At 65.2% G+C, this 21,782-nt stretch carries 18 protein-coding genes and 1 tRNA gene; 13 read left to right on the forward strand and 6 right to left on the reverse strand.

All coding sequences use genetic code 11. The features are described from left to right. The first annotated feature begins 64 nt into the window (after nucleotides 1–64). The 3 genes from QFZ36_RS10990 to QFZ36_RS11000 all read left to right on the forward strand — a co-directional run bounded on the left by QFZ36_RS10990 (nucleotide 65) and on the right by QFZ36_RS11000 (nucleotide 3,260). Complete coding sequence (locus tag QFZ36_RS10990) at nucleotides 65–1,468, forward strand: MFS transporter (RefSeq protein WP_306636400.1); 1,404 nt, start codon at nucleotides 65–67, stop codon at nucleotides 1,466–1,468. A gap of 122 nt (nucleotides 1,469–1,590) precedes the next feature. Next, nucleotides 1,591–2,073, forward strand: a complete 483-nt coding sequence (locus QFZ36_RS10995; RefSeq protein WP_306636402.1) for a cation:proton antiporter regulatory subunit — start codon at nucleotides 1,591–1,593, stop codon at nucleotides 2,071–2,073. Between the two features lie 5 nt (nucleotides 2,074–2,078). Continuing rightward, nucleotides 2,079–3,260 (forward strand): cation:proton antiporter, encoded by a 1,182-nt coding sequence (locus QFZ36_RS11000; RefSeq protein WP_306636404.1) that lies wholly within the window; start codon nucleotides 2,079–2,081, stop codon nucleotides 3,258–3,260. A gap of 14 nt (nucleotides 3,261–3,274) precedes the next feature. Here the strand turns inward: QFZ36_RS11000 and dcd are convergent, their stop codons facing one another. After that, nucleotides 3,275–3,850, reverse strand: coding sequence for a dCTP deaminase (dcd, locus tag QFZ36_RS11005; RefSeq protein ID WP_091421821.1), 576 nt, complete (start codon nucleotides 3,848–3,850; stop codon nucleotides 3,275–3,277). Between the two features lie 166 nt (nucleotides 3,851–4,016). Between dcd and QFZ36_RS11010 the strand changes: the two genes are divergently transcribed. Continuing rightward, nucleotides 4,017–5,747, forward strand: a complete 1,731-nt coding sequence (locus QFZ36_RS11010; protein WP_306636407.1) for a CAP domain-containing protein — start codon at nucleotides 4,017–4,019, stop codon at nucleotides 5,745–5,747. A 23-nt stretch (nucleotides 5,748–5,770) separates the two neighbouring features. Here QFZ36_RS11010 and QFZ36_RS11015 read toward each other — a convergent pair whose 3' ends face one another. Beyond that, a complete protein-coding gene (locus QFZ36_RS11015) occupies nucleotides 5,771–6,232 on the reverse strand; it encodes an SRPBCC family protein (RefSeq protein WP_306636410.1) in 462 nt (153 codons plus the stop codon). Between the two features lie 234 nt (nucleotides 6,233–6,466). Between QFZ36_RS11015 and QFZ36_RS11020 the strand changes: the two genes are divergently transcribed. The 3 genes from QFZ36_RS11020 (at nucleotide 6,467) to QFZ36_RS11030 (ending at nucleotide 7,976) form a co-directional block, all read left to right on the forward strand. Then, a tRNA-Gly gene (locus QFZ36_RS11020) sits at nucleotides 6,467–6,540 on the forward strand. 144 nt (nucleotides 6,541–6,684) lie between these two features. Then, nucleotides 6,685–6,825, forward strand: coding sequence for a hypothetical protein (locus tag QFZ36_RS11025; protein ID WP_189337621.1), 141 nt, complete (start codon nucleotides 6,685–6,687; stop codon nucleotides 6,823–6,825). After that, the gene (locus QFZ36_RS11030; protein ID WP_306636413.1) at nucleotides 6,822–7,976 is read left to right on the forward strand and encodes a N(5)-(carboxyethyl)ornithine synthase; all 1,155 of its coding nucleotides are present in this window, start codon (nucleotides 6,822–6,824) and stop codon (nucleotides 7,974–7,976) included. Before QFZ36_RS11025 ends, QFZ36_RS11030 begins: the two co-directional genes overlap by 4 nt. 5 nt (nucleotides 7,977–7,981) lie before the next feature. Here QFZ36_RS11030 and QFZ36_RS11035 read toward each other — a convergent pair whose 3' ends face one another. Beyond that, complete coding sequence (locus QFZ36_RS11035; protein WP_306636415.1) at nucleotides 7,982–9,364, reverse strand: MFS transporter; 1,383 nt, start codon at nucleotides 9,362–9,364, stop codon at nucleotides 7,982–7,984. Nucleotides 9,365–9,507: 143 nt separating this feature from the next. Between QFZ36_RS11035 and QFZ36_RS11040 the strand changes: the two genes are divergently transcribed. Beyond that, a complete protein-coding gene (locus tag QFZ36_RS11040) occupies nucleotides 9,508–10,362 on the forward strand; it encodes a LysR substrate-binding domain-containing protein (protein WP_306636417.1) in 855 nt (284 codons plus the stop codon). 482 nt (nucleotides 10,363–10,844) lie between these two features. After that, the gene (locus QFZ36_RS11045) at nucleotides 10,845–11,162 is read left to right on the forward strand and encodes a hypothetical protein (protein WP_306636419.1); all 318 of its coding nucleotides are present in this window, start codon (nucleotides 10,845–10,847) and stop codon (nucleotides 11,160–11,162) included. 92 nt (nucleotides 11,163–11,254) lie between these two features. On the opposite strand, the gene QFZ36_RS11050 is transcribed toward QFZ36_RS11045, so the two are convergent. Together QFZ36_RS11050 and QFZ36_RS11055 are read right to left on the reverse strand one after the other, a co-directional pair. Continuing rightward, nucleotides 11,255–14,761, reverse strand: coding sequence for a bifunctional proline dehydrogenase/L-glutamate gamma-semialdehyde dehydrogenase (locus QFZ36_RS11050; protein ID WP_306636421.1), 3,507 nt, complete (start codon nucleotides 14,759–14,761; stop codon nucleotides 11,255–11,257). 255 nt (nucleotides 14,762–15,016) lie between these two features. Beyond that, complete coding sequence (locus tag QFZ36_RS11055) at nucleotides 15,017–16,480, reverse strand: amino acid permease (RefSeq protein WP_306636423.1); 1,464 nt, start codon at nucleotides 16,478–16,480, stop codon at nucleotides 15,017–15,019. 152 nt (nucleotides 16,481–16,632) lie between these two features. On the opposite strand from QFZ36_RS11055, the gene QFZ36_RS11060 reads away from it, so the two are divergent. The 4 genes from QFZ36_RS11060 to QFZ36_RS11075 all read left to right on the forward strand — a co-directional run bounded on the left by QFZ36_RS11060 (nucleotide 16,633) and on the right by QFZ36_RS11075 (nucleotide 20,195). Next, the gene (locus QFZ36_RS11060) at nucleotides 16,633–17,547 is read left to right on the forward strand and encodes a LysR family transcriptional regulator (protein WP_306636425.1); all 915 of its coding nucleotides are present in this window, start codon (nucleotides 16,633–16,635) and stop codon (nucleotides 17,545–17,547) included. A gap of 94 nt (nucleotides 17,548–17,641) precedes the next feature. Further along, nucleotides 17,642–18,067: an aspartate 1-decarboxylase gene (gene panD / locus QFZ36_RS11065; protein WP_306636427.1), complete on the forward strand. Its 426-nt coding sequence runs from the start codon at nucleotides 17,642–17,644 to the stop codon at nucleotides 18,065–18,067. Nucleotides 18,068–18,130: 63 nt separating this feature from the next. Then, entirely contained in the window at nucleotides 18,131–19,057 is a 927-nt protein-coding gene (locus QFZ36_RS11070) for an AEC family transporter (protein WP_306636429.1), read from the forward strand. A gap of 10 nt (nucleotides 19,058–19,067) precedes the next feature. Next, a complete protein-coding gene (locus QFZ36_RS11075; RefSeq protein ID WP_306636431.1) occupies nucleotides 19,068–20,195 on the forward strand; it encodes an FAD-dependent oxidoreductase in 1,128 nt (375 codons plus the stop codon). Between the two features lie 86 nt (nucleotides 20,196–20,281). Here QFZ36_RS11075 and QFZ36_RS11080 read toward each other — a convergent pair whose 3' ends face one another. Next, a complete protein-coding gene (locus QFZ36_RS11080) occupies nucleotides 20,282–21,772 on the reverse strand; it encodes an MFS transporter (RefSeq protein ID WP_306636433.1) in 1,491 nt (496 codons plus the stop codon). Nucleotides 21,773–21,782: the final 10 nt, after the last annotated feature.

The following is a 21,782-nucleotide window of genomic DNA, read 5'->3' on the forward strand; positions in this document are numbered from 1 at the left end:
TTTCCCCGGTGTCATGGGCCGGAGCTCCGCCTTCTGTTCGCCATCGGCGGATACGATGCATCGTATGAACAGCGCCAGCGCTCCCGGGGCAACGCAGCCTTCCTCAGAACTTGAATCGGGGAACCGGGCCACCAGCAAGGGCCGCGTCCTCGCCTGGGCTTCCTGGGACTGGGGCTCGGCCGCCTTCAACGCGGTGATGACCACCTTCGTCTTCACGGTGTACCTCACCTCGAACGCGTTCGGCGGCGAGGATCAGGCCTCGGCGGTCCTTGGCGGTGCGCTGGCCATCGCGGGTTTCGCCATCGCCTTGCTCGCTCCGGTCACCGGCCAGCGCTCGGACGCCGGCGGCCGGCGCAAGCTGTGGCTCGGAGTCAACACGGCCGTCGTCGCCATCCTGACAGCCCTGTGCTTCTTTGTGTTCCCCCGGCCAGAGTTCCTCCTCCTGGGGGTGTCGCTCATCGCCCTGGGCAACGTATTCTTCGAGTTTGCCGGCGTGAACTACAACGCCATGCTGGCCCAGATTTCCACGCCCCGGAACATCGGCAAGGTCAGCGGGCTGGGCTGGGGAGCCGGGTACCTGGGCGGAATTGTGGCACTGCTGATCGTCCTGCAGCTGTTCGTCCAGCCCAGCTTCGAATGGTTCGGAGCCTCCACCCAGGACAGCCTGAATATCCGGCTTGTCGCTGTTTTCTCCGCCGCCTGGTTCTTCGTCTTCGCCCTGCCTGTGCTGTTCGCTGTTCCCGAACTGCCCAAAACACCCCAAGCCCAACGGCTGGGGATGGTGGCCAGCTATGGGCTGCTGCTCCGGCGGATCAAGGCGATCTACGCCACGAGCCCGCACACCATTTACTTCCTGCTGGCCAGCGCTGTTTTCCGTGACGGACTGGCAGCGGTGTTTACCTTCGGCGGAATCATCGCCGCAGGCACCTTCGGCTTTGAGCTGTCGCAGGTCATCTTCTTCGCCATCTTTGGGAATGTGGTGGCGGCTGTCGGCGCCCTAATTGGGGGCTTCCTCGACGACAAGGTGGGGCCCAAGGCAGTCATCCTCGGGTCCTTGGTGGGACTCCTGATCGCCGGGACCGTCATCCTGGTGCTGGGCAACGGCGAGTATTCCTTCTTCGGCATGGACTGGCAGGGATCCACCACCTTCTGGGTGTTCGGGCTCTTCCTCTGCCTCTTCGTCGGGCCGGCGCAATCCTCGTCCCGCGCCTACCTGGCGCGCCTTGCCCCGGACGGCGAGTCCGGCGAGCTCTTCGGGCTCTATGCCACCACCGGCCGCGCCGTAAGTTTCCTGGCACCGGCCCTGTTTACCCTCTGCATCACCGTGGCCACGCCGCTGGTGGCACCGGGCGAGGCCCAGCGCTGGGGGATCCTCGGAATCATGGTGGTGCTCCTGGCCGGACTCCTGGTCCTGCTGCCGGTGAAGTCCCCGGACAAGGCCCCCATCGCGGTGGTCCCGGCCGCCTGATACCTTCCTGGTCCCGGGCTTGTCCTCCCGATGGCTACCGTCCTGCAATCCCGTCCAACGCTTTCCCGGCGGACTTGTTGGCGCCCCCACCACATCGGCGCCGGCCAGACTAGGCTGGAATCATGAACGTGGATGAGACGGACCTTCCGGGCCTCGGCCGGCGGAAGGATTTTATGACGGCTTCCGGCCGCCGGATCGGCGTCGTGGAGCTGCGGGAAGGCCAGACGGAACTCATCGTTTCCACCTGGGATGATCCCGATACCTGCCAGGCGTCAATCCCCTTGACTTCGGATGAAGCAGCAACCCTCGGCAACCTGCTGGGCGGGCAGCACCTGGCCATGAAGCTGACGGAGGAACACAAGGATGTTCCCGGCATCGTCACCCGGCAGTTTTCCATCGCTCCGGGCTCCCCGTTCCAGAACCAGCCCATGGGGAAGGCCTGCATCCGTACCCGCTGCGGCGTTTCCATCGTGGCGATCATGCGCGAAGGTGAGGTGCTCCCTTCGCCGGGACCAGACGTCGTACTTCACACCGGTGATCTGCTTGTTGCTGTAGGCACGCAGGAAGGCCTCGATTCGGCGGCCGATATCCTTCGCAACGGATAAACGCCATGGACCCGTTGGCCCTGACCCTCATCGAGCTGGGGGCCGTTGTGTTCTGCCTCGGCCTTTTGGCCAGGCTGGCCGGACGGATCGGAATGTCGCCCATCCCGCTTTACCTGTTAGGCGGGCTGGCCTTCGGTGCCGGCGGGATCGTCAAGCTCGAAGGTATGCACGAGTTTGCCCACCTCTCCGGGGAAATCGGCGTTATCCTGCTGCTTCTTATGCTCGGCCTGGAATATACAGCTGCCGAGCTTTTCACTGGCCTGCGCCGCTCCTGGCAGGCCGGCGTCCTGGATCTGGTCCTGAACTTCCTCCCGGGCGCCGCCCTTGCGCTGATGCTTGGCTGGGGCGGCGTGGGGGCCATGGTGATGGGCGGCGTCACCTACATCTCCTCATCAGGAATCGCGGCCAAGGTCATCACCGACCTGGGCCGGCTGGGTAACCGCGAGACGCCAGTGGTGCTGTCCATCCTCGTGTTCGAAGACCTGGCCATGGCCGTCTACCTGCCCATCCTCACGGCTACGCTGGCCGGTGTAAGTTTCCTCGGCGGGCTGACGACAGTGGGTATTGCGCTGGCTGTGGTGAGCCTGGTGCTGATGGTGGCGCTGAAGCATGGGCACCACGTCTCAAAAGCCGTGCACAGCGAAAACTCGGAAGTCTTCCTCCTGAACGTCCTGGGTGCGGCGCTGCTGGTGGCAGGCGTGGCATCGGCAATGCAGGTGTCCGCGGCAGTAGGGGCCTTTATGCTTGGCATCGCCATTTCGGGCGCCACAGCCCACAACGCAACCCGTATCCTGGAGCCGCTCAGGGACCTCTTTGCCGCCATCTTCTTTGTGGCATTCGGCCTGAACACCGATCCCACGTCCATCCCGCCGGTTCTGGGCTGGGCGCTGGTGCTGGCCGTCATGACCGCGGTCACCAAAATGGTCACCGGCATCTGGGCTGCGAAGGGTGCCGGTATTGCACGCCCGGGGCGCCTCCGTGCCGGAGCGACGCTCATAGCCCGCGGCGAATTCTCCATAGTGATTGCCGGACTCGCGGTGGCGTCCGGCGCGGTCACTGACGAGCTCGCGGCGCTGGCTACCGCCTATGTGCTCCTGATGGCGGTCATCGGTCCGCTCGCCGCCCGCTACGTGGAACCGCTCGTCAAGCCGTTGCTGCGGCCCGTGGGCGTCGCTGCGAAAGCCTAGGTAGCCGTGCGGTACTAGATGGCCGTGCGGTGGAAGTTCAGGTGGCTGCGGCTGGCTGTGGGTCCCCGCTGGCCCTGGTAGCGGTTGCCGTAGTCGCCCTGGCCGTACGGGTACGCGGCCGCGGAGGTCAGGCGGAAGAAGCAGAGCTGGCCGATTTTCATGCCCGGCCACAGCTTGATGGGCAGCGTGGCCATGTTGGAAAGTTCCAAGGTGACGTGCCCGGAGAAGCCGGGGTCGATGAACCCCGCAGTGGAGTGCGTCAGCAGGCCAAGCCGGCCCAGCGAGGACTTGCCTTCCAGCCGCGCGGCGATGTCATCCGGCAGGGTGACGGTCTCATAGGTTGAGCCGAGGACGAACTCGCCGGGGTGCAGGATGAACGGTTCATTCTGTTCCACCTCCACCAGGCGCGTGAGTTCCGGCTGCTCTTCCGCAGGATCGATGTGCGCGTACTTGTGGTTGTCGAACAGGCGGAAAAATTTATCGATCCGCACATCCACGGACGACGGCTGGACCATCGCCGGATCGTACGGTTCAAGGACGATCCGCTGGGAGTCAATTTCGGCACGAATATCGCGGTCAGAGATCAGCACCGTCCCAAATTACCGTATCGGTTATCCACAGCCATATTCTTTCGTTGTTGCTGTCAACCTGTGGGGCTAATGTTGCCTCAGTGATTAAGGCGCCGGATGGTCTCCCGGATGGCCCAACAGAGCTGGGGATGTTGTGAATAAATTAGTGGCGCCCGCGTTTCTTGGCGTGCTCTGTTCGTTAGTGCTGGTCTCCTCGTCCGTGGGAGTCCTTCCCTCGCCGCTTGCGGCAAGCCAGTCTGCCGCGGCAGGCCCGCACAGTGTCACCCTGGGCCCGCCAACGGCCGACGGCGGCGGCGCCCGGGGCGACAGCTCAGTCCTGTCCCGGCTCACCCCGGCCGTGGATCCGGATATCAGGCCGGCCTCGCCGTCCAGTGCCGCAAGTGCGCCCGCTGCGCAGCAAGTCACCGGACAGCAAGTTACCGGGCAACAAGTCACTGGACGGCAAGCGATCGGGCAGCCCACCACTGCTGGAGCCTCAACCGAGGCGCTGGTGCCACCTGCACCTGCCACAACGGCGTCTGCCTCCGCTTCCGAAGTTCCCTCGATCCCGGCGCTTTGGGCACCTGATGAAGAATTGGAGACGCCCTCACCCACCCGGCTTGCGGCTCCTGAATCCCTTTCCGCCATGCCTGCGCCGGAGGCCCTGGTCCCGGACAGCAATGCGGCAGCTATTCTCACGGTGTTCAACAGGATCAACGAATACCGGGTGTCCAAGGGCCTGAATCCGGTGAAGTACCACCCCACGGTGGCCGGCTTGGCGCAGGAGTGGTCAGACAGTATTGCCTCACGTGAGGTGATTGAGCACCGCGCGAGCTTCTGGACTGACCCGCGTGCCATGAATCCCAACAACGGCGCCGGCGAAGTCATCGCCATCCGCACGGATCGGGACGCAGCCCAGCTGGTGGAATGGTGGAAAGGATCGCCCGGCCACAACGCAATGCTGCTCGATCCGCGTTTCAACGTGATGGGCGCTGGAATCTCCTACACCAACTCCACGTACCAGATCTGGGGCGTGGTGAACTTCTTCGGCTACACCACCCTTCCCGCCGGCACCATCAACTCTCCAGGCGGTGCGGGATCCGGCGGTGCTTTCCCACTGCCCGCCCCCAGCATGTGTGATGCCCCCGCACGTCACATGCCGCCCACGCTGGATCTGTCCGCCGCCGCCATCAAGGGGCCGGGAGACTTGGCAACCGTTGATTCATCCGGGCAACTTCTGGCCCGGGCAGCCAGCGGAGTACGCACCTTCGCCGCGGCCAGGGTCATCGGATCAGGCTTCGCGGGCGCAAAGGAGGTCTTCACCACGGACTGGGACCGTGACGGCGCCTTCGATCTCCTGACGCAATGGACCAGCGGGGCCCTGACCCTGCACCGCGGCGTCGCCACCGGAGGCTTCCAGGCGCCGGTCACCCTCGGGAGCGGAGGATGGGACACGCTGACCCTCGCCGTGGGCGGCTGGTGCGCCAACAACAGGCTTCCCCAGATTCTTGCCCTCGACGGTGCCGGGAACCTTTACCTGTACCCGAACAGGGGCACCGGCGACCTCTACGAGCGCACGCTGGTCAGCGCCATAGGTGCCGCACAGAAGTTGTCCATGGTGGATTACGACGCCGACGGGTTCCAGGATCTGCTGGCCCTTCGGGCGGACGGCTCGGTCCAGCTCCACCGCGGCTGGGGCACCACCGCGTTGCGGGCCGAGACCAGGCCCACCGTTGCCACCGGGTGGGGCGACGTCACCGGGATCCGGCCGCTCAAGGACGTCACGGCACTGAACTCCACGGGCCTTGCCCTGCGCCGGGCAAACGACGTGGTGCAGTATTGGGACCTGACTTCGGGAAGCCTCGCGGCGCCGTCGAACATTCCCGGCCCCTGGACCGGGCAGCGGCTGGCACAGTAAGGCCAGTGCCCGGTGCAGAACGGCTACGCCGCCGCCTGGAGCTCCATGATGTCATTGAGGCGCTCCAGCTGGGCCAACTCGGAGCAGAGGTTCCGTTGGGCCAGCCTGCTCAGGAACCCGAGCCGGTGAAGGAACCTGAGCCGGCCCTCCGGCTTGAATTCCAGGGCAAAGCGAACGCGTGTTCCTGAGGCTTCGGAGCTGAGGTAATAGCCCCCTGTGCGGTGGCCCAGACCTGACGTGACCTGGAACTGGATTTCTGCCCCTGGCCTTGCCTCAGTGATTTCCAGGTCGGCAGGAATGCTGAGTCCGGACCGTCCTGCAATCATCTTCCGGTAGACAGCACCTTTGGTCCCGGCGGAACCCTGGATCAGCTTGACGCTGCGCACCCCGTCGCGCCACAGCGGAAGGTTGGTGGCGTCGAGCAGATACAGGTACACAGCCATGGCGTCACGCCGGATGAGGACCTCATGCTCTGCGAATGCCATCAGGATCTTTCGTGGTTGACGTCGGCCTGCCGCATAGCTGCACCCCCCGGCACCGCAGCTACCGGTTCAGGTTAGCCAGCGCTCCTCATACCCTCCTAGCCCGTGCCGGGGACGTTATTGAAGAGTTACTGGATGACGGCCCCGGTGACCGGACACGCGGCGCTGACGCGCTCCTTGGACGGCCCGCCACCACATCTGCGCTAAGCTATGTTCTGCCCCTGAAACGGGGGCATCGCGGCTGTAGCTCAATGGTAGAGCGCTAGCTTCCCAAGCTTGATACGCGGGTTCGATTCCCGTCAGCCGCTCCACTTTGTCGCCCGGGTTGCAGCACCCGGACCTCCCCCGAGTGGTCTGCGCCGCCGGGCGCGATGGGACGGCACTCCCGGGTCGTTAGGTACCGGCGTGTATGGTCAGAGGTCAGGAACCTCTTCGGTTCCGCTACAGGAGCAATCATGGCTGACAAGTCCCCGCGTCAAGCAGCATCCAAAAAGTCCGGCAAGTCCATCAAGGAAAAGCGCGCAGACAAGAAGGCCGCTTCGGCGCCGGCCAGCTCCCTGGACACCACATCCAGCAAGGCCGCCAAGAAGAAGTGACAGGCCGCGGGAACAAATTGACCTTAGGCGTCCTGGCTTCCACTCGTAAGGCCGCCGAGCGCCGGCTCCCCATCCACCCTTTGCATCTTGAGCGGATAGCACCTGAGGTGCGTCAGCACCTCATCCTTGAGCAGGGCTACGGTGAGCGTTTCGGCGTCTCAGACAACCACCTCTCCACCCTTGTGGGGAAAATGGCCAGTAAGGAAGCGCTGCTGGCGGCTGCCGACGTCGTACTCCTGCCCAAGCCGCAGCCGGCGGATCTGTCCGAACTGCGGGACGGGCAGGTCCTTTGGGGCTGGCCGCACTGCGTACAGGACCGCGCCATCACGCAATTGGCCATTGACAAGAAGCTGACCCTGATCGCCTTCGAAGCCATGAACCACTGGGCCAGTGATGGCGGTTTTGGCCTGCATGTCTTCCACAAGAACAACGAATTGGCCGGGTATTGCTCGGTGCTGCACGCCTTGGCCCTGACGGGTTCCACCGGCGATTACGGGCGCCGCCTCAGCGCTGTGGTGATCGGCTTCGGAGCCACCGCCCGGGGTGCGGTGACCGCGCTGAATGCCCACGGGGTCCATGACGTCCAAGTCCTGACCAACCGTGGAGTGGCCGCCGTCGGCGCCCCCATCCACTCAGTGAATATCGTCCAGTTTGATCACGACGACGAAGCGCCCTTCTTGAGCCAGGTCATCACCGAGCGTGGCAGGGTGCCTCTCGCACCCTTCCTGGCCGAGAGCGACATCGTGGTCAACTGCACCTTGCAGGACCCCAATAATCCACTGACCTACCTGCAGACAGAGGATCTTGCCGCCTTCAGACCGGGCAGCCTGATCGTCGACGTGTCCTGTGACGAAGGAATGGGGTTCAGCTGGGCCAGGTCCACCACGTTCGCAGATCCAATGTTCACGGTCGGTGACCACATCAACTACTACGCGGTGGACCACAGCCCGTCCTATCTCTGGAACTCGGCCACCTGGGAGATCAGCCAGGCTTTGCTCCCGTTCCTGGACACGGTCATGGATGGCCCGGAAGCTTGGGCGCGGAACGACACCATCGCCCGCGCCATCGAGATCCGCGATGGCGTGGTTCTAAACAAGGATGTCCTCGAGTTCCAGAAGCGGGAAGACGTGTACCCGCACGCGGCCCGGTAGCCCAACTACCCCGCCGTCGCCTTGCTGACGATGCACACGGGGTGGCGGCGGTCCTTGAGGCTGACCCTCAGCAGCAACGAGCCCTTCCGGGCCAGGATGACGGCGACTGTGAGGGCCGCGAGCGCCGGGACTCCGCCGGCTACCAGCAGGGCGGCATGCGGGTTCACGTGCTCGGAAAGCCAGCCGAGCATAGGTCCGCCGATTGCCTGGCCACCGATCAGCACCATGATGTACAGGCTCATGACCCGGCCCCGGATCCTCATGTTCGAGCTCACCTGGACCAGCTGGTTGGAACCTGTCAGGAACATAAGGCACCAGAAACCGGACAGCACCATCACGGCGCCGAATACTGGCATGGACGGCGCAACGGCCGCGAGGCAGAGCATCACTCCGTACATCCCGGCACAGAACACCACGGAACGGAGCCTCAGCTGCCTCCGGCGGGTGGATGCCACCGCTCCTGCCAAGGCGCCGAGGGCGACGAGGGCGTTCAGCAGGCCGTAGCCTCCAGCTCCAACGTCGAAGACGTGGTCGGCAAAGGCGGCCAGCACCACGGGCAGGCTCATCGCGAAGACCGCGATGAATCCCGCCATCAGCCACGGCCAGTAGATGGTGGGCTTACTGAGGGCGTAGCTCAGGCCTTCGCGAAGCATCCCCTTGCTCTTGGGTGCGGGGGCACTGACGAACAGCTGGTCCTTCCGCAGGATCAGGAGCATGGCCACCGTGGAGCAGCAGGCAAAGGCGTTGCCGGCGAAGGCCCACCCTGCGCCAACCGCGGTAAGCATCCAGCCGGCGAGGGCAGGACCGATCAGGCCTCCCAGCTGGAAGGTTGTGGAGTTGACGCTGATTGCGTTGCGCAGGTACTTCGGTCCCACCAGTTCGTTGACGAAAACCTGCCGCGCCGGCTGGTCCAGCACGGTGACCAGGCCAAGGACCAGTGCGATGACGTAGACGTGCCAGACCTCGATCGCTCCTGTCAAAGCAAGGGTGGCGAGGGCCGCGGCCAGGAGAGCTGCCATGCTTTGGCACAGGATGAGGATCTTGCGCTTGGCGAAACGGTCCGCGATCATGCCGCCCCACGGTCCCAGCAGGAGGCTGGGAAGGAACTGCAACGCCACGGTGAAGCCCACGGCGGTCACGGATCCGGAAAGCTGCAGGACCATCCAGTCCTGGGAAATACGTTGCATCCAGATGGCGATGACGGCGATGAAGTGCCCGATCGCGAAGATCCGGAAATTGGGGACCTTCAGCGAGATGAACGTGTGCTTCCACGGAAGGCGTTCAGGGACGACGGCGAGGGGCTGGGTCTGGTGGTCCGGCGGTGCCGAGCTGGCTGAGTCGATAACGGGCTGGGTGACGGTTGCCGATGACGGCGGTGGGGGTGCCACAGGTGTGTCCTCAAATTGCGGTCGGTCCGGGATGTCGTTAACGCTAGGCTGGGACCTAGGATTATGGAGGCGTATTGTCCCTATAACTCGTATTGCGAACTGCAATGCCAATGACATCCGCACTCATGCCAATGGAGTCCAAAGTGTTCGAACCAGCCCAGCTGCGCTCCTTCCTGGCGGTGGCCGAAACGCTTAGCTTCACCAAGGCAGCTGAGCGGCTGGGCCTGGCCCAACCTACCGTCAGCCAGCACGTCCGCAAGCTGGAGACGGCGGCAAAGCGGGTGCTTATCACCAGGGACACGCGGGACGTGCGCCTCACGGACAATGGCGATGCGATGGCAGGGTTTGCCCGGAACATCCTGTCGGCCCACGACGCTGCTGCCCGGTACTTCTCAGGTTCCGCGATGCGGGGCAGGCTGCGTTTCGGGACGGCGGATGACCTCGCCATCACCGGCCTGCCGCGGATCCTTCGCGAATTCCGGCAGATCTATCCGCAGATCAACCTCGAACTGACAGTGGGCCAGAGTGACCAGCTCTACAAGAAACTCAATGCAGGCCAGCTGGACCTGGTGTTTGTGAAGTGGGTGGCCGGCGCCAAGGACGGCACCGTGGTGCAGCATGACTCATTCTCCTGGGTGGGGCAGGAACAGACTGTGCTTGAGCCCGGTGCGCCGGTCCCGTTGATTGCCTATCCCTCACCCAGCTTGAGCCGGAAGCTGGCCATTGACGCTCTCGAGTCCCACGGCAGGACCTGGCGTATCACCTGCACCACGCGCCAGATCAGCGGCGTGCTGGCTGCGGTCCGCGCGGGAATCGGGGTGGCGGTCATGCCGTCGTCGCTGGTGCCCGAGGACCTGAAGATCATCACGCGCCGCTTTGACCTGCCGGCAGTGGGCGACGTGGACTTCACGCTGATCCGCAACCCGTTGGCCAACTCCGAGGTCATCGACGCCCTGACGCAGTCCATTGTGGGCAGGACCATCAACCGGCCGGCGTAGGACCAAGGTGCCTCCGGGCAAGTAGCCCGGGCAGAAGCACGGGGGCCGGCGACCTCTCGCGTGAAGCCTTTGTGGCCGACGCCGTCCAGCGGCACCGAATATGCAGCCCGGGGAATTCTTCAGATTCCGGCTGTTGCCTTCCGGCCTCGGTGGTTTATGGCGAAGAAGGAATGTTTCCCGAGGATGAGAAAAGGACTTTCGTGCTGTTTAGCCCGGGCGCCCCGCCGGGTAGACCTGCCAGAAGCATCACACGACACCCACCTCAACGGATTCGGACTTTGGGTAGCGGCGCTGGGCACCTTCCTGTGCAGCCCGTGCTTGCAGCTGTAAGTAGCCACCGGGTACTGCCGTGTGCTCATTTCCATTGATCAGTGAAGGCCGCATAATCTATGCTGGTTTTCCCATGGTCAAGCAGATGGCCGGTTCACTAACACGAGCACGCTCCTGCGTGCCAGGTTTCACGTGCTCGGGACAGGCAGCCAATGACGACAGCCCGGAACACCCATCTCAGCTCCACGCACGCGCGCCCGCATAATGCGGCGCGTCCACCGGCCACCCGCAGCTCCACACTCGGCGCCGGCATCGCCACCACGGATACCGGATACGTGGGCAAGCCTACCTGCGACAAATGCCGCACCGACGAATTTGTCTACCTCGAGTCCTACATTCCGCCGACGTACCGGCGGGACGGCAGCGTGGCCACGTTGGGGGAAGTGGCCTACACCTGCACGCACTGCGAACAGTTCTCCGCCCACAGCGTTCCCGTGACCTGGGCACCCCCGGGGTGGTACCTGGGCTGACGCGCGCAAGACGAGGTCCGGTGGTTGAGCTCCTCGAAACCCAGGTTTCGACGCTCAACCACCGGACCTTCCTTTATGCCCTCACGTAATGACTAGATCAGGGCGTCCGAGAGGTGGTTCGGTGTGCCGAACCGGTGGGCTGTGATGCTGACAGCCTGCTCATGCAGGAACGGCAGCAGCTCAACGCGTCCGGCCTCCGTGACGGGGTGGGCGTAGACGGCCAGGTCGGGACGCCCGCCCGTGGCCTTCGCCAAAGCAGCGGCGTCCCCGCCGATGAGGCGGATCCGTGCCCCGGACAGCTTCCCTGCCGAAGCGAGGCGTTCCGCAGAAGCCAGCCACCCGGCGTCGGTCTCTACCGTCACCTCGATGTCCAGCGCGGTAAGCACCGGGCGCAGCTGGGCAGGAGGTTCGACGGCGGAGGATACCGTCAGTGCCGAACCCGCCAGGACCCCGGCTGCCACAGTCCGGACCAGGTGCGCCAGCGGCGCACCTTCGGAAAGACGCACGGTGACGGGCAGGCTCCGGTAGCGGAAGATGTTGCGTTCCGCGCTGAGTCCGGAGATGTCTTTGGCGGTGCCGAACTCCTCAGCCCAGGCTTCGGCGTCGGACGCCAGGGCGCGCTGCACTGACGCAAGCTCGCCCGGCTGCAGGGCGGTCCCGGCGGCGTTGATGATACGGCGGACCCCCGGGTGGGTAACAGGGGCGTCCGCGGCGCTGGCCGCCGGGGTCCAATCGCCCAGGCCAGCCAGGTAGTTGGGTCCTCCGGCCTTGGTGCCGGCGCCGACGGCCGACTTCTTCCACCCGCCGAACGGCTGGCGCTGCACGATGGCACCGGTAATGCCGCGGTTCACGTAAAGGTTTCCGGCCTGGATCGTGTCCAGCCAGACCCCGAGCTCTTTCGAGTTCAGGGAGTGCAGTCCCGCGGTGAGGCCGTACTCGATCTGGTTCTGCATGGCGATGGCCTCTTCGAGCGTGTCAGCGGTCATCACTCCAAGCACCGGGCCGAAGAACTCGGTCAGGTGGAAGTAGGATCCCCGCTTGACGCCATGGCGTACGCCCGGGCTCCAGAGCCGGCCGGTGTTGTCCAGCTTCTTGGGTTCAACCGCCCAGTTTTCGCCTTCGCCGAGGGTGGTGAGGGCGTTGAGGAGCTTGCCGTTGGCGGGCTCGATGATCGGGCCCATCTGGCTGGTGGGATCCTCGGGGTAGCCCACCTTCAGCGAGGTGACGGCGTCAATCAGCTGGTTGTGGAACCGCTTGGACTTGGCCACCGAACCCACCAGGATCACCAGTGAGGCGGCAGAGCACTTCTGGCCGGCGTGGCCGAACGCGGAGTAGGCCACGTCCTTGGCTGCCAGGTCCAGGTCGGCGCTGGGGGTGACGATGATGGCGTTCTTGCCGCTGGTTTCGGCCAGGAGCGGCAGGTCCTGCCGGAAGGAGCGGAACAGCTCGGCGGTTTCGTAGCCGCCGGTGAGGATCACCCGGTCAACGGATGGGTGGGAGATGAGCTGCTTGCCGAGTTCCCGTTCGCCGAGCTGCACCATGGTCAGCACGTCGCGGGGCACACCGGCCTCCCAGAGTGCTTCCACCATCACGGCGCCGCTGCGGGCGGCCTGCTTGGCGGGCTTGATCACGACGGCGGAGCCGGCGGCAAGTGCCGCGAGCGTGGAGCCGGCCGGAATGGCCACCGGGAAGTTCCATGGCGGGGTGACCACGGTGAGGTTCGCAGGGACGAACGTGGCGCCGTCCACCTCGTCCAGTTTCCGCGCGGACTCCGCGTAGTAGTGGGCAAAGTCCACTGCTTCGCTGACCTCGGGGTCGCCCTGGTCAATGGTCTTGCCGGTCTCGCTGGCCATGACCTCGAGCAGGTCCGCGCGGCGGGCTTCCAGGACGTCGCCGGCACGGTGCAGGATCCCGGCGCGCTCCGCGCCGGAGAGTTCGCCCCAGGCCTTGCCCTTTTCCACTGCGGTGGCGATGACCCTGTTGAGGGTGGCCTCATCCTTGATGGAAGCTGCAGCGACGGAAGCGTTGCCCAGGGTGGAGGACGGGACTCGTTCCAGGATGGCGCGGCCCCAGCGGCGGTTTTCGGGCAGGGACGGGTCGGTGTCCGGGGTGTTCTCAAAGCCCGTGTGCGGCATCGGGACGGGCGGGAGGCTGCGGTCCTGCTGCCGGTTGGCCGGCGGAACGCTGTTGTCCAATGCTGCCAGGGAGGCGAGGAAGCGCTGCTTCTCACGCTCGAACAGGGCTTCGTTTTCACTGAGTTCGAACACCGCGGACATGAAGTTGTCCTGGCTGGCGCCCTCTTCGAGGCGGCGGATCAGGTAGGCGATGGCGACGTCGAACTCGGCCGGGTGCACTACCGGGGTGTAGAGCAGCAGCGAGCCGACGTCCTTCTTGACGGCTTCGGCCTGGCCCTGGGCCATGCCCAGCAGCATCTCGAACTCGATGCCCGCTTCAACGCCGCGCTGCCTGGCCAGGAGCCAGGCGAAGGCGATGTCGAACAGGTTGTGGCCGGCGACGCCGATCCGGATGTTCTTGATCCGCTCCGGGTGCAGGGAGTAGTTGATGACACTCTTGTAGCTGGTGTCAGAGTCCTGTTTGCTGCCCCAGGTTGCCAGCGGCCAGTCGTGCAGGGAGGCTTCCACCTGCTCCATGGGCAGGTTGGCGCCCTTGACCACGCGGACCTTGATGGCGGCGCCGCCGTTGGCCCGGCGCCCGGCGGCCCAGTCCTGCAGGCGGATCATGGCGGAGAGTGCGTCGGGGAGGTAGGCCTGGAGCACAATGCCGGCTTCGAGGTCCTTGAACTCGGGCTTGTCCAGGATCCGGGTGAAGACCGCGATGGTCATGTCCAGGTCCTTGTACTCCTCCATGTCCAGGTTGATGAACTTGGCCTTCCCGCCGTCCCGGGCAAAGGAAGCCGCGCGCTGGAACAGCGGCGTGAGCTTCTCGACGACGTGTTCCACGGCTTCGTCGAAGGCCCAGGCGGAGTGCGGGGCGACGGTGGAGGAGACCTTGATGGAGACGTAGTCGACGTCGGGACGGGCCAGGAGGGTATGCGTCCCTTCGAGCCGGCGGGCGGCCTCGTGCTCGCCGAGCACCGCTTCGCCGAGGAGGTTGACGTTGAGCTTGATGCCGTCCTTGCGGATCTTGGCGATGGCCGGACCCAGCTTGGCGTCGGTGGCGTCCACGATCAGGTGGCCCACCATCTCGCGCAGGACCTTGCGGGCGACGGGGATGACCACCTGCGGCAGGACCGGGGCCATGGTGCCGCCCAGCTGCACGGCGCGGCGCATATACCAGGGCAGGAAGGCCGGAACTTTGGGTGCGAGTGCTGCCAGGTTGCGGGCGGCGACGTTCAGGTCCTCGGGACGGACCACGCCGTCCACGAAACCAACAGTGAACTCCAGGCCGTTGGGGTCCTTCAGGACGCCCGCGAGCTGCTGGGCGGAGGCGTCCACAGGGACCTTGGACGCCTCGGTCAGCCAGTGGCGGACCAGTGCGACGGCTTCGGTGGCCAGGGCGTTCGCCTGCGGCACATCAACGTCAACGGTCTGCGGCGCGATGCCGGCGGCGACTGCCGGCTCCATTGCAATGTGGGTCATGGTTTTCCCGATCTTTCTTGCTGTGGCAGGAGGTCTTTCCACCAGTATGAGCTTCTCCTCACATAAGATAAAGCGATCTTTTCTAAGCAATACAGGTTAGAAAAACCAACGCTTTGATCATCGCCTCCCGCACCCGCCAGCCCCCGACGCTCTCTCACTTAACGCGGGAAAAACGGAAACGCTCTATCACCATCCACAGGAAGGTGATAGAGCGTCCGGGTTTAAGCGACGTTAAGTGAGAGAGCGTCCCGGGGGTCAGCCGACGGGGCCGTGCATCTCCACGATCTCCTGGTGCCGGGGACTGTTGGGGTTCATCAGTGAGTGGCGCCGGCCATAGAAGAAGTAGATGGCCAGACCAATGATCAGCCAGACGAGGAAGCGTACCCAGGTTTCCCAGGGCAACTGGGTCATGAGGAATCCGGAGGACAGGATGCCGAAGGCCGGCACCAGGGGCATCAGCGGGAGGCGGAAGGTGCGCGGGGCGTCCGGCTTCTTGTAGCGGAAGATGATCACGGACAGGCAGACCACGACGAACGCCGCCAGGATGCCGATGTTGGTCAGGTCCGCGACTTCCTTGATGGGGAACACACCGGCCAGGAACGCGGACGTGATGCCGGCGATCCAGGTGACCCGCTGCGGAGTACCATGGCGGTCGGTCTTGGCGAACCAGCCCGGCAGCAGCCCGTCCCGGCTCATGCTGAACCAGACGCGGGTGACACCCAGGAGGAAGGTCAGCATCACGGTAAGGATGGACAGCACCGCAAACACCGAGATGATGGTGGCGATGACCGGCAGGCCCACGGAGGTGAAGGCGGACGCAAAGCCGGCCTTGGGATCGATGTCCTTGTAGTTCTGCATGCCGGTCAGGACCAGGGTGGCCGCCACGTAAAGCAGCATGGCGACGATCAGCGAGAGCACGATCGCCTTGGGCATGTGCTTCTTGCCGTCGGTGGCTTCTTCGGCCGCCGTGCTCATGGCGTCATAGCCGAAGACGGCAAAGAAGACAGTGGCGGAGCCTGCCACCACGGGGCCGAAGCCGCTGGGCATGAACGGGTTGTAATTGTTGGTGTCGATGTAAAAGACGCCGAGGCCGATGATGAAAAGAATCAGGATGACCTTGATGGCCACTGCCACCAGTTCGAACCGGCCAAAGGCCTTGGTGCCGCGGGACAGGATCCAGGTGACCAGCAGGCAGACCAGGATCGCCGGAATGTTAACGATGCCGCCCTTGCCCTCATCAACCGTGGACGTCATCCAGGCCGGCATGTGGATGCCGATGCCCGAGAGGAAGGCGTCAAAGTAGCCGGAGATACCGATGGCCACCACGGCCACGATCGCGATGTACTCGAGCAGCAGGTCCCAGCCGATGAACCAGCCAATCACCTCGCCCAGGGCAACATATCCGTAGGTATAGGCGGAGCCGGCGCGGGGAATCATGCCGGCAAACTCGGCGTACGAAAGCGCGGCCGCCGCCGAGGCGAGGCCCGCAATCAGGAACGAGATCAGCACCGCGGGCCCCACACCCGGGTTGTCGCCGCTGCCTGCTGCCACCAGGCCGGCAAGGGAGAAGATGCCGACGCCGATGATGCCGCCTACACCAATAGCCGTCAGCTGCCACAGTCCGAGTGACTTGAAAAGGCCGCTGTGTTTGTTTTCTTCCTCGATGTCGTCGATAGGTTTGCGCCGCATGATCGACTGGGTCATATCTCTACTGCTCATCAGGAACTCCTGCTTGGGTGCGACCCCATCACGGCGCGCGAAGAATCGCTTGTGACGGGGGTAACTCGGTCCCAACAGTATGCAAGGGTGCTTGCGTTAGATAAAGTGACTACTTCTAACCTATATTCATTAGTTTCGGTAAGGATTTCCTCATGCTTGACGTCCGCAGGCTCCGCCTGCTTCGGGAATTAAGCATCCGCGGGACTCTGGCAGAGGTGGCCGAGGCACTCCAGTACAGCCCGTCGTCGGTATCGCAGCAGCTGGCCCTCCTGGAAAAGGAAGTGGGCGTGGAACTGCTCCGGAAAACCGGACGGCGGGTCCAGCTCACGCCGCAGGCCGAAGTGCTGGTGGCGCACACGGCGAACCTGCTGGAAACCATGGAGCAGGCGGAGGCGGACCTCGCCGCTTCCCTGACCACCGTCACGGGCACTGTCCGGATCGCGGTGTTCCAGTCCGCGGCCCTGGCCCTGATGCCGGACACCTTGACGAGGATGACCAAGGCCTACCCGGAGGTCCGCATCGAAATGATCCAGCGCGAGCCCGAAACGGCCCTGCACGAGACCTGGGCACGGGATTTCGACCTCGTCATTGCCGAACAGTATCCGGGCCACGCCGCCCCACGGTACCCCGAACTGGACCGGGTCCGGCTGACCACCGATGCCATCCGCCTGGCGGTTCCACCCGCGTCCGACGACGGGCCCGCCGTCCGTTCGCTCGAGGACACCGCGGGACTCGCCTGGGTCATGGAGCCGCGGGGGGCGGCATCCCGCCACTGGGCGGAGCAGGCGTGCCGCAGCGCCGGCTTCGAGCCCGACGTGCGCTTCGAAACCGCCGACCTTCAGGCCCAGATCCGGCTGATCGAATCAGGCAACGCGGTGGCCCTGATGCCGGACCTGGTGTGGACCGGGCGCGGCACCACAGCCCGGCTGCTGGAGCTGCCAGGCAAGCCGCACCGCACCGTTTTTACCTCTGTCCGGCGCTCCAGCGCCCAGCGGCCGGCCATCCTGGCCGCAAGGGAGACCCTTGCTGCAGCAGCCGCGGCGGTGGCGGGGAACGACGCCGGGTGACCGGCCGCCGTCGTACGTTTCCTCCCAAAGGTGGGGCGCCAGTGTTCCCTGCGTCACTGCGCGGATCAGAGCCCGGCGCTAGAATGATGCCGTTATGAATCGAACAATGTTCAAGTCCAAAATCCACCGGGCCACCGTCACGCACGCCGACCTGCACTACGTAGGTTCCGTCACCGTGGACCTGGACCTGCTTGAGGCCGCCGACATCCTCCCCGGCGAGCTCGTGTCCATTGTGGATATCACCAACGGCGCACGGCTTGAGACCTACACGATTGCCGGCGAGCGCGGCTCCGGCGTGATCGGCATCAACGGTGCAGCGGCGCACCTCATGCACGAGAACGACCTTGTCATCCTGATTACTTACGCGCAAATGACCACCGAAGAGGCCAAGGCCTATGAACCGCGGGTGGTCCACGTGGACGGGAACAACCGGATGATCCAGCTGGGCAACGACCCCGCCGAGGGCCTCACTCCCGGGATGATGCGCCCCCCTTTCGCGCTTAACAACGCCACCGTCTAGCCGGAGCGTGCATCCCGGTACCCACCTCCGCCGCGCCCTGAGGGATAAGTCGCCGGTGACCCCGTGCTAGGTGTACTGGCAGGCTTCTTTGTGGTGTGGTGCATCATCCTGGTGGGCTGGTTCGTGGGCCGGCAGAAAATCCTGGGCGACAATGCACGGCAGGTCCTCAGCTCCCTCACCTTCTTTGTGGCCAGCCCCGCGTTGCTCTTCGAAACGCTGGGCAAGGCCCGCCTCGCCGAAGTCTTTGCCGCACCCCTGCTGGTGACGGCGGTGGCGGCCATCGCCACGGCCGGCATCTTCTTCACCATCGCCAAATGGTGGCTCAAGCGTTCCCTGCCCGAATCCCTGATGAGCGCCATGGCGGCGTCGCTCGCCAACTCCGCCAACCTGGGCATTCCCATCGCCGTCTATGTCCTGGGTGATGCCAGCTATGTGGCGCCGCTGCTGATTTTCCAACTGGCGTTCTTCACCCCGCTGTTCCTGATGATCCTGGACTCCAGCACCAGCGCGCACCGCACCACGCCCCTGAGTTTTGCGGTGATGATCCTGCGCAATCCCATGATTGTGGGCTCCGCGCTGGGCCTGGTGGTGGCCGGCACCGGCTGGCAGGTTCCACCCCTGGTGATGGAGCCCATCCACCTGATCGGCGGTGCTGCCATCCCGGCCATGCTGATCGCCTTCGGCATGAGCCTGAACGGCACCCGTCCGCTGCAGGCGGTTGCAGGCCGGCGCCTGGACACCCTGCTGGCGAGCGGGTTCAAGCTGGCCATCCAGCCGGCGCTGGCGTATCTCTTCGCCCGTTTCGCGCTCGGCATGGCGGACCACGCCCTGTTCGCCGTGGTGGTCACGTCCGCCTTGCCCACCGCGCAGAACGTCTTTGTGGCCGCCAGCCGCTACAAGACCGGCCTCACCGTGGCCAAGGACACCGTACTGATTACTACCGTTGTGGCCGTTCCGGCGATGATTGGCGTAGCGCTGCTGCTGACGTGAGGGGAGATTGATGGAAAAGATGCTGGACACCGTGGTGGTGGGCGGCGGAGCCATGGGATCGGCCGCAGCCTGGGCGCTGGCCCGCCGCGGACGGCAGGTGACGCTGGTGGAGCAGTTCGGGCCGGGGCATAAGATCGGCGCCTCGCACGGCAGTACGCGCAACCTGAATCCGGGTTACTACCGTCCCGAATACGTGGCCATGCTGGCCGAGGGGCTGGCTCTGTGGGACGAACTGGAGCAGGAAAGCGGCGAGACGCTGCTGGCCCGCACGGGCATCGTCAATCACGGCCCGGACCCGCGGCTTCCGGACGTCGCCGCGGCACTGGACTACGCGGGCATCCGCGCCGAATTCCTGTCCCCCGCGGAGGCGGGCCAGCGCTGGCGCGGCATCCGTTTCGATCAGCAGGCACTGCACATGCCCGACGGCGGGCAGCTCAACCCCGAGGCGGCACTCCCCGCTTTCCAGCGGCTCGCAGCAGCCCGGGGCGCTGAAATCCGCCACCACACCAAAGTGGTCGACCTGAAGGTGATGGACGACGGCGTCCGGCTGGCTTTGGAATCTGAGGCAGGCACCGAGGTGGTCACCGCCGCCCAGGTTGTGGTCACGGCCGGCGGCTGGACAGAGAAACTCCTCGGCGCCAGCGGCGCAGGGCTCCGGATTCCGAAGCTTCGGGTCACCCAGGAGCAGCCGGCGCACTTCCGGGTGGCCGATGGCGAGGCGGTCTGGCCCGGGTTCAATCACATGCCAGGCACCAGCGCGGAATACAGGAACTGGTACTCCCCCGTCTACGGGATGCAGACCCCGGGCGAGGGCATCAAGGCCGGCTGGCACGGCGTAGGCCCCCTGGTTGACCCGGACCGGCGCTCCTTCCAGCCAGAACCCGCGCAGCTCGCGGCACTGCAGGACTACGCGCGGACATGGCTCCCGGGCGTGGACGCCGATTCGTTCGAGGCCATCAGCTGCACGTACACCACCACCCCGGATGAGGACTTCATCCTGGACCGGATCGGACCGGTGGTGATCGGCGCCGGGTTTTCGGGGCACGGGTTCAAGTTCACTCCCGTGGTGGGCCGGATCCTTGCAGACCTTGCCACGGGCACGCGGCCGGCGCCCGAGATTTTCAGAGCCTCGCGTTAGCTATGCCCGGCGTCGGGGACCGGTCTCCCGGGACGGTTCTCCCGGGGTACCCGACATCTGCCGTCTCTGGCCGGGGCGTCTTCCCGCTAAGTGTCAGCGCTGCTGCGGCTGCTTTCGGGCTCGGTGTCCGGCCGGGCATTGCTTTGGGCCGCCTCATCTGCGGTGCTCGCCTCGCCCGCCTTCACTGCAGGCATGGCCAGCACCGCGGCCACGGTGAGGATGCCGCCCACCAGCGCCGCCAGGAAGACTGCGCCGGAAGCGGCCACCACGGCGGGAGCATCACCTTCGCCGCCCGCGTTCCCGTAGACCGCATTGGCCACGGCGCCGAAGACGGCCACGCCAAGTGCGCTGCCGATAGACCTGGCGAACATGTTGCTGCTGGTGACCACACCGCGCTCATTCCAGGAAACGCTGGACTGTGCAGAGATCAGGGTGGGAGTGGCCACCAGGCCCAAACCGAGTCCCACCACGAAGCAGCTGGTCGCCACCAGGGCCACGTTGGGAGTGGCAGCCGTAAGCGTCAGGACCAGCAGGCCCACCACGGTAATGGAGATCCCGATCAACGCGGTGGCCTTGAACCCGATCCGCAGGTAGAACCGGCCCGCCTGCGAGGCGCTAATGGGCCAGCCAAGGGTGAGTGCTGCGAGCGCCAGGCCTGCAATGAGGGGCGAGCTGTGCAGCGCCCCTTCCAGGAACGTGGGCACGTAGGAGGTCAGGCCAATCATCACTGCCCCGACTCCAAAGGACACCAGCGCGGTGGTGCCGAGAAGCCGCCGCGACACCACCCAGGACGGCAGGACCGGCTCCGCGGCCCGCCGCTCCACCACCAGGAACACGGCCAGCAGCGCCCCGCCTACCACGAAGATGCCAATACTTATCGTTGAATTCCACTCCCACCCCTGGCCACCTTGGAGGGCGCCAAGGATCAGCAGGCCAAGTGACCCCGCCAGCAGGGCCGCACCGGCGTAGTCCACCCGGTGCCTGGCGCGCTCCACGTTCTCATGCAGGGTCCGGAGCAGCATCCACGAGGCCAAGAGGCAGAGCGGAACGTTGACCAGGAAAATGCCGCGCCAGATGCCCAGGGCGGAGAAGATACCGCCAAGGCTCGGGCCTACGACGGAGGAGACAGCCCACACGCTGGCCAGGTAGCCCTGCACTTTGGCGCGCTCCTCCAGCGAATAAATGTCGCCCGCGATGGTGATGGACACGGGTAGCACCGCTCCCGCGCCGAGCCCTTGCAGCGCCCGGAAGGCGATCAGGGCGGGCATGCTCCAGGCGATCCCGCAGAGTATGGATCCGAGCAGGAACAGCCCGATGCCCGCCAGGATGATCGGCTTGCGGCCCACCATGTCGGACAGCTTCCCGTAGATGGGCACCGAGACGGCCTGGGCCAGCAGGTATGCCGAAAAAAGCCAGGGGAACGATTCGAACCCGCCCACGTCGCGGACGATCGACGGCACGGCGGTGGCCACGATGGTGGAATCGATGGCCACCAGTCCGGTGGACAGCATCAGGGCAATGAGAATAGGGCCCCGTTCAGAGCGGAACCCCACTCCCTGGGTTCGGGCGGTCATCATCAGTCTCGTT

This window comes from Pseudarthrobacter siccitolerans (genome assembly GCF_030823375.1).
GTDB classification, from domain to species: Bacteria; Actinomycetota; Actinomycetes; order Actinomycetales; family Micrococcaceae; genus Arthrobacter; species Arthrobacter siccitolerans_A.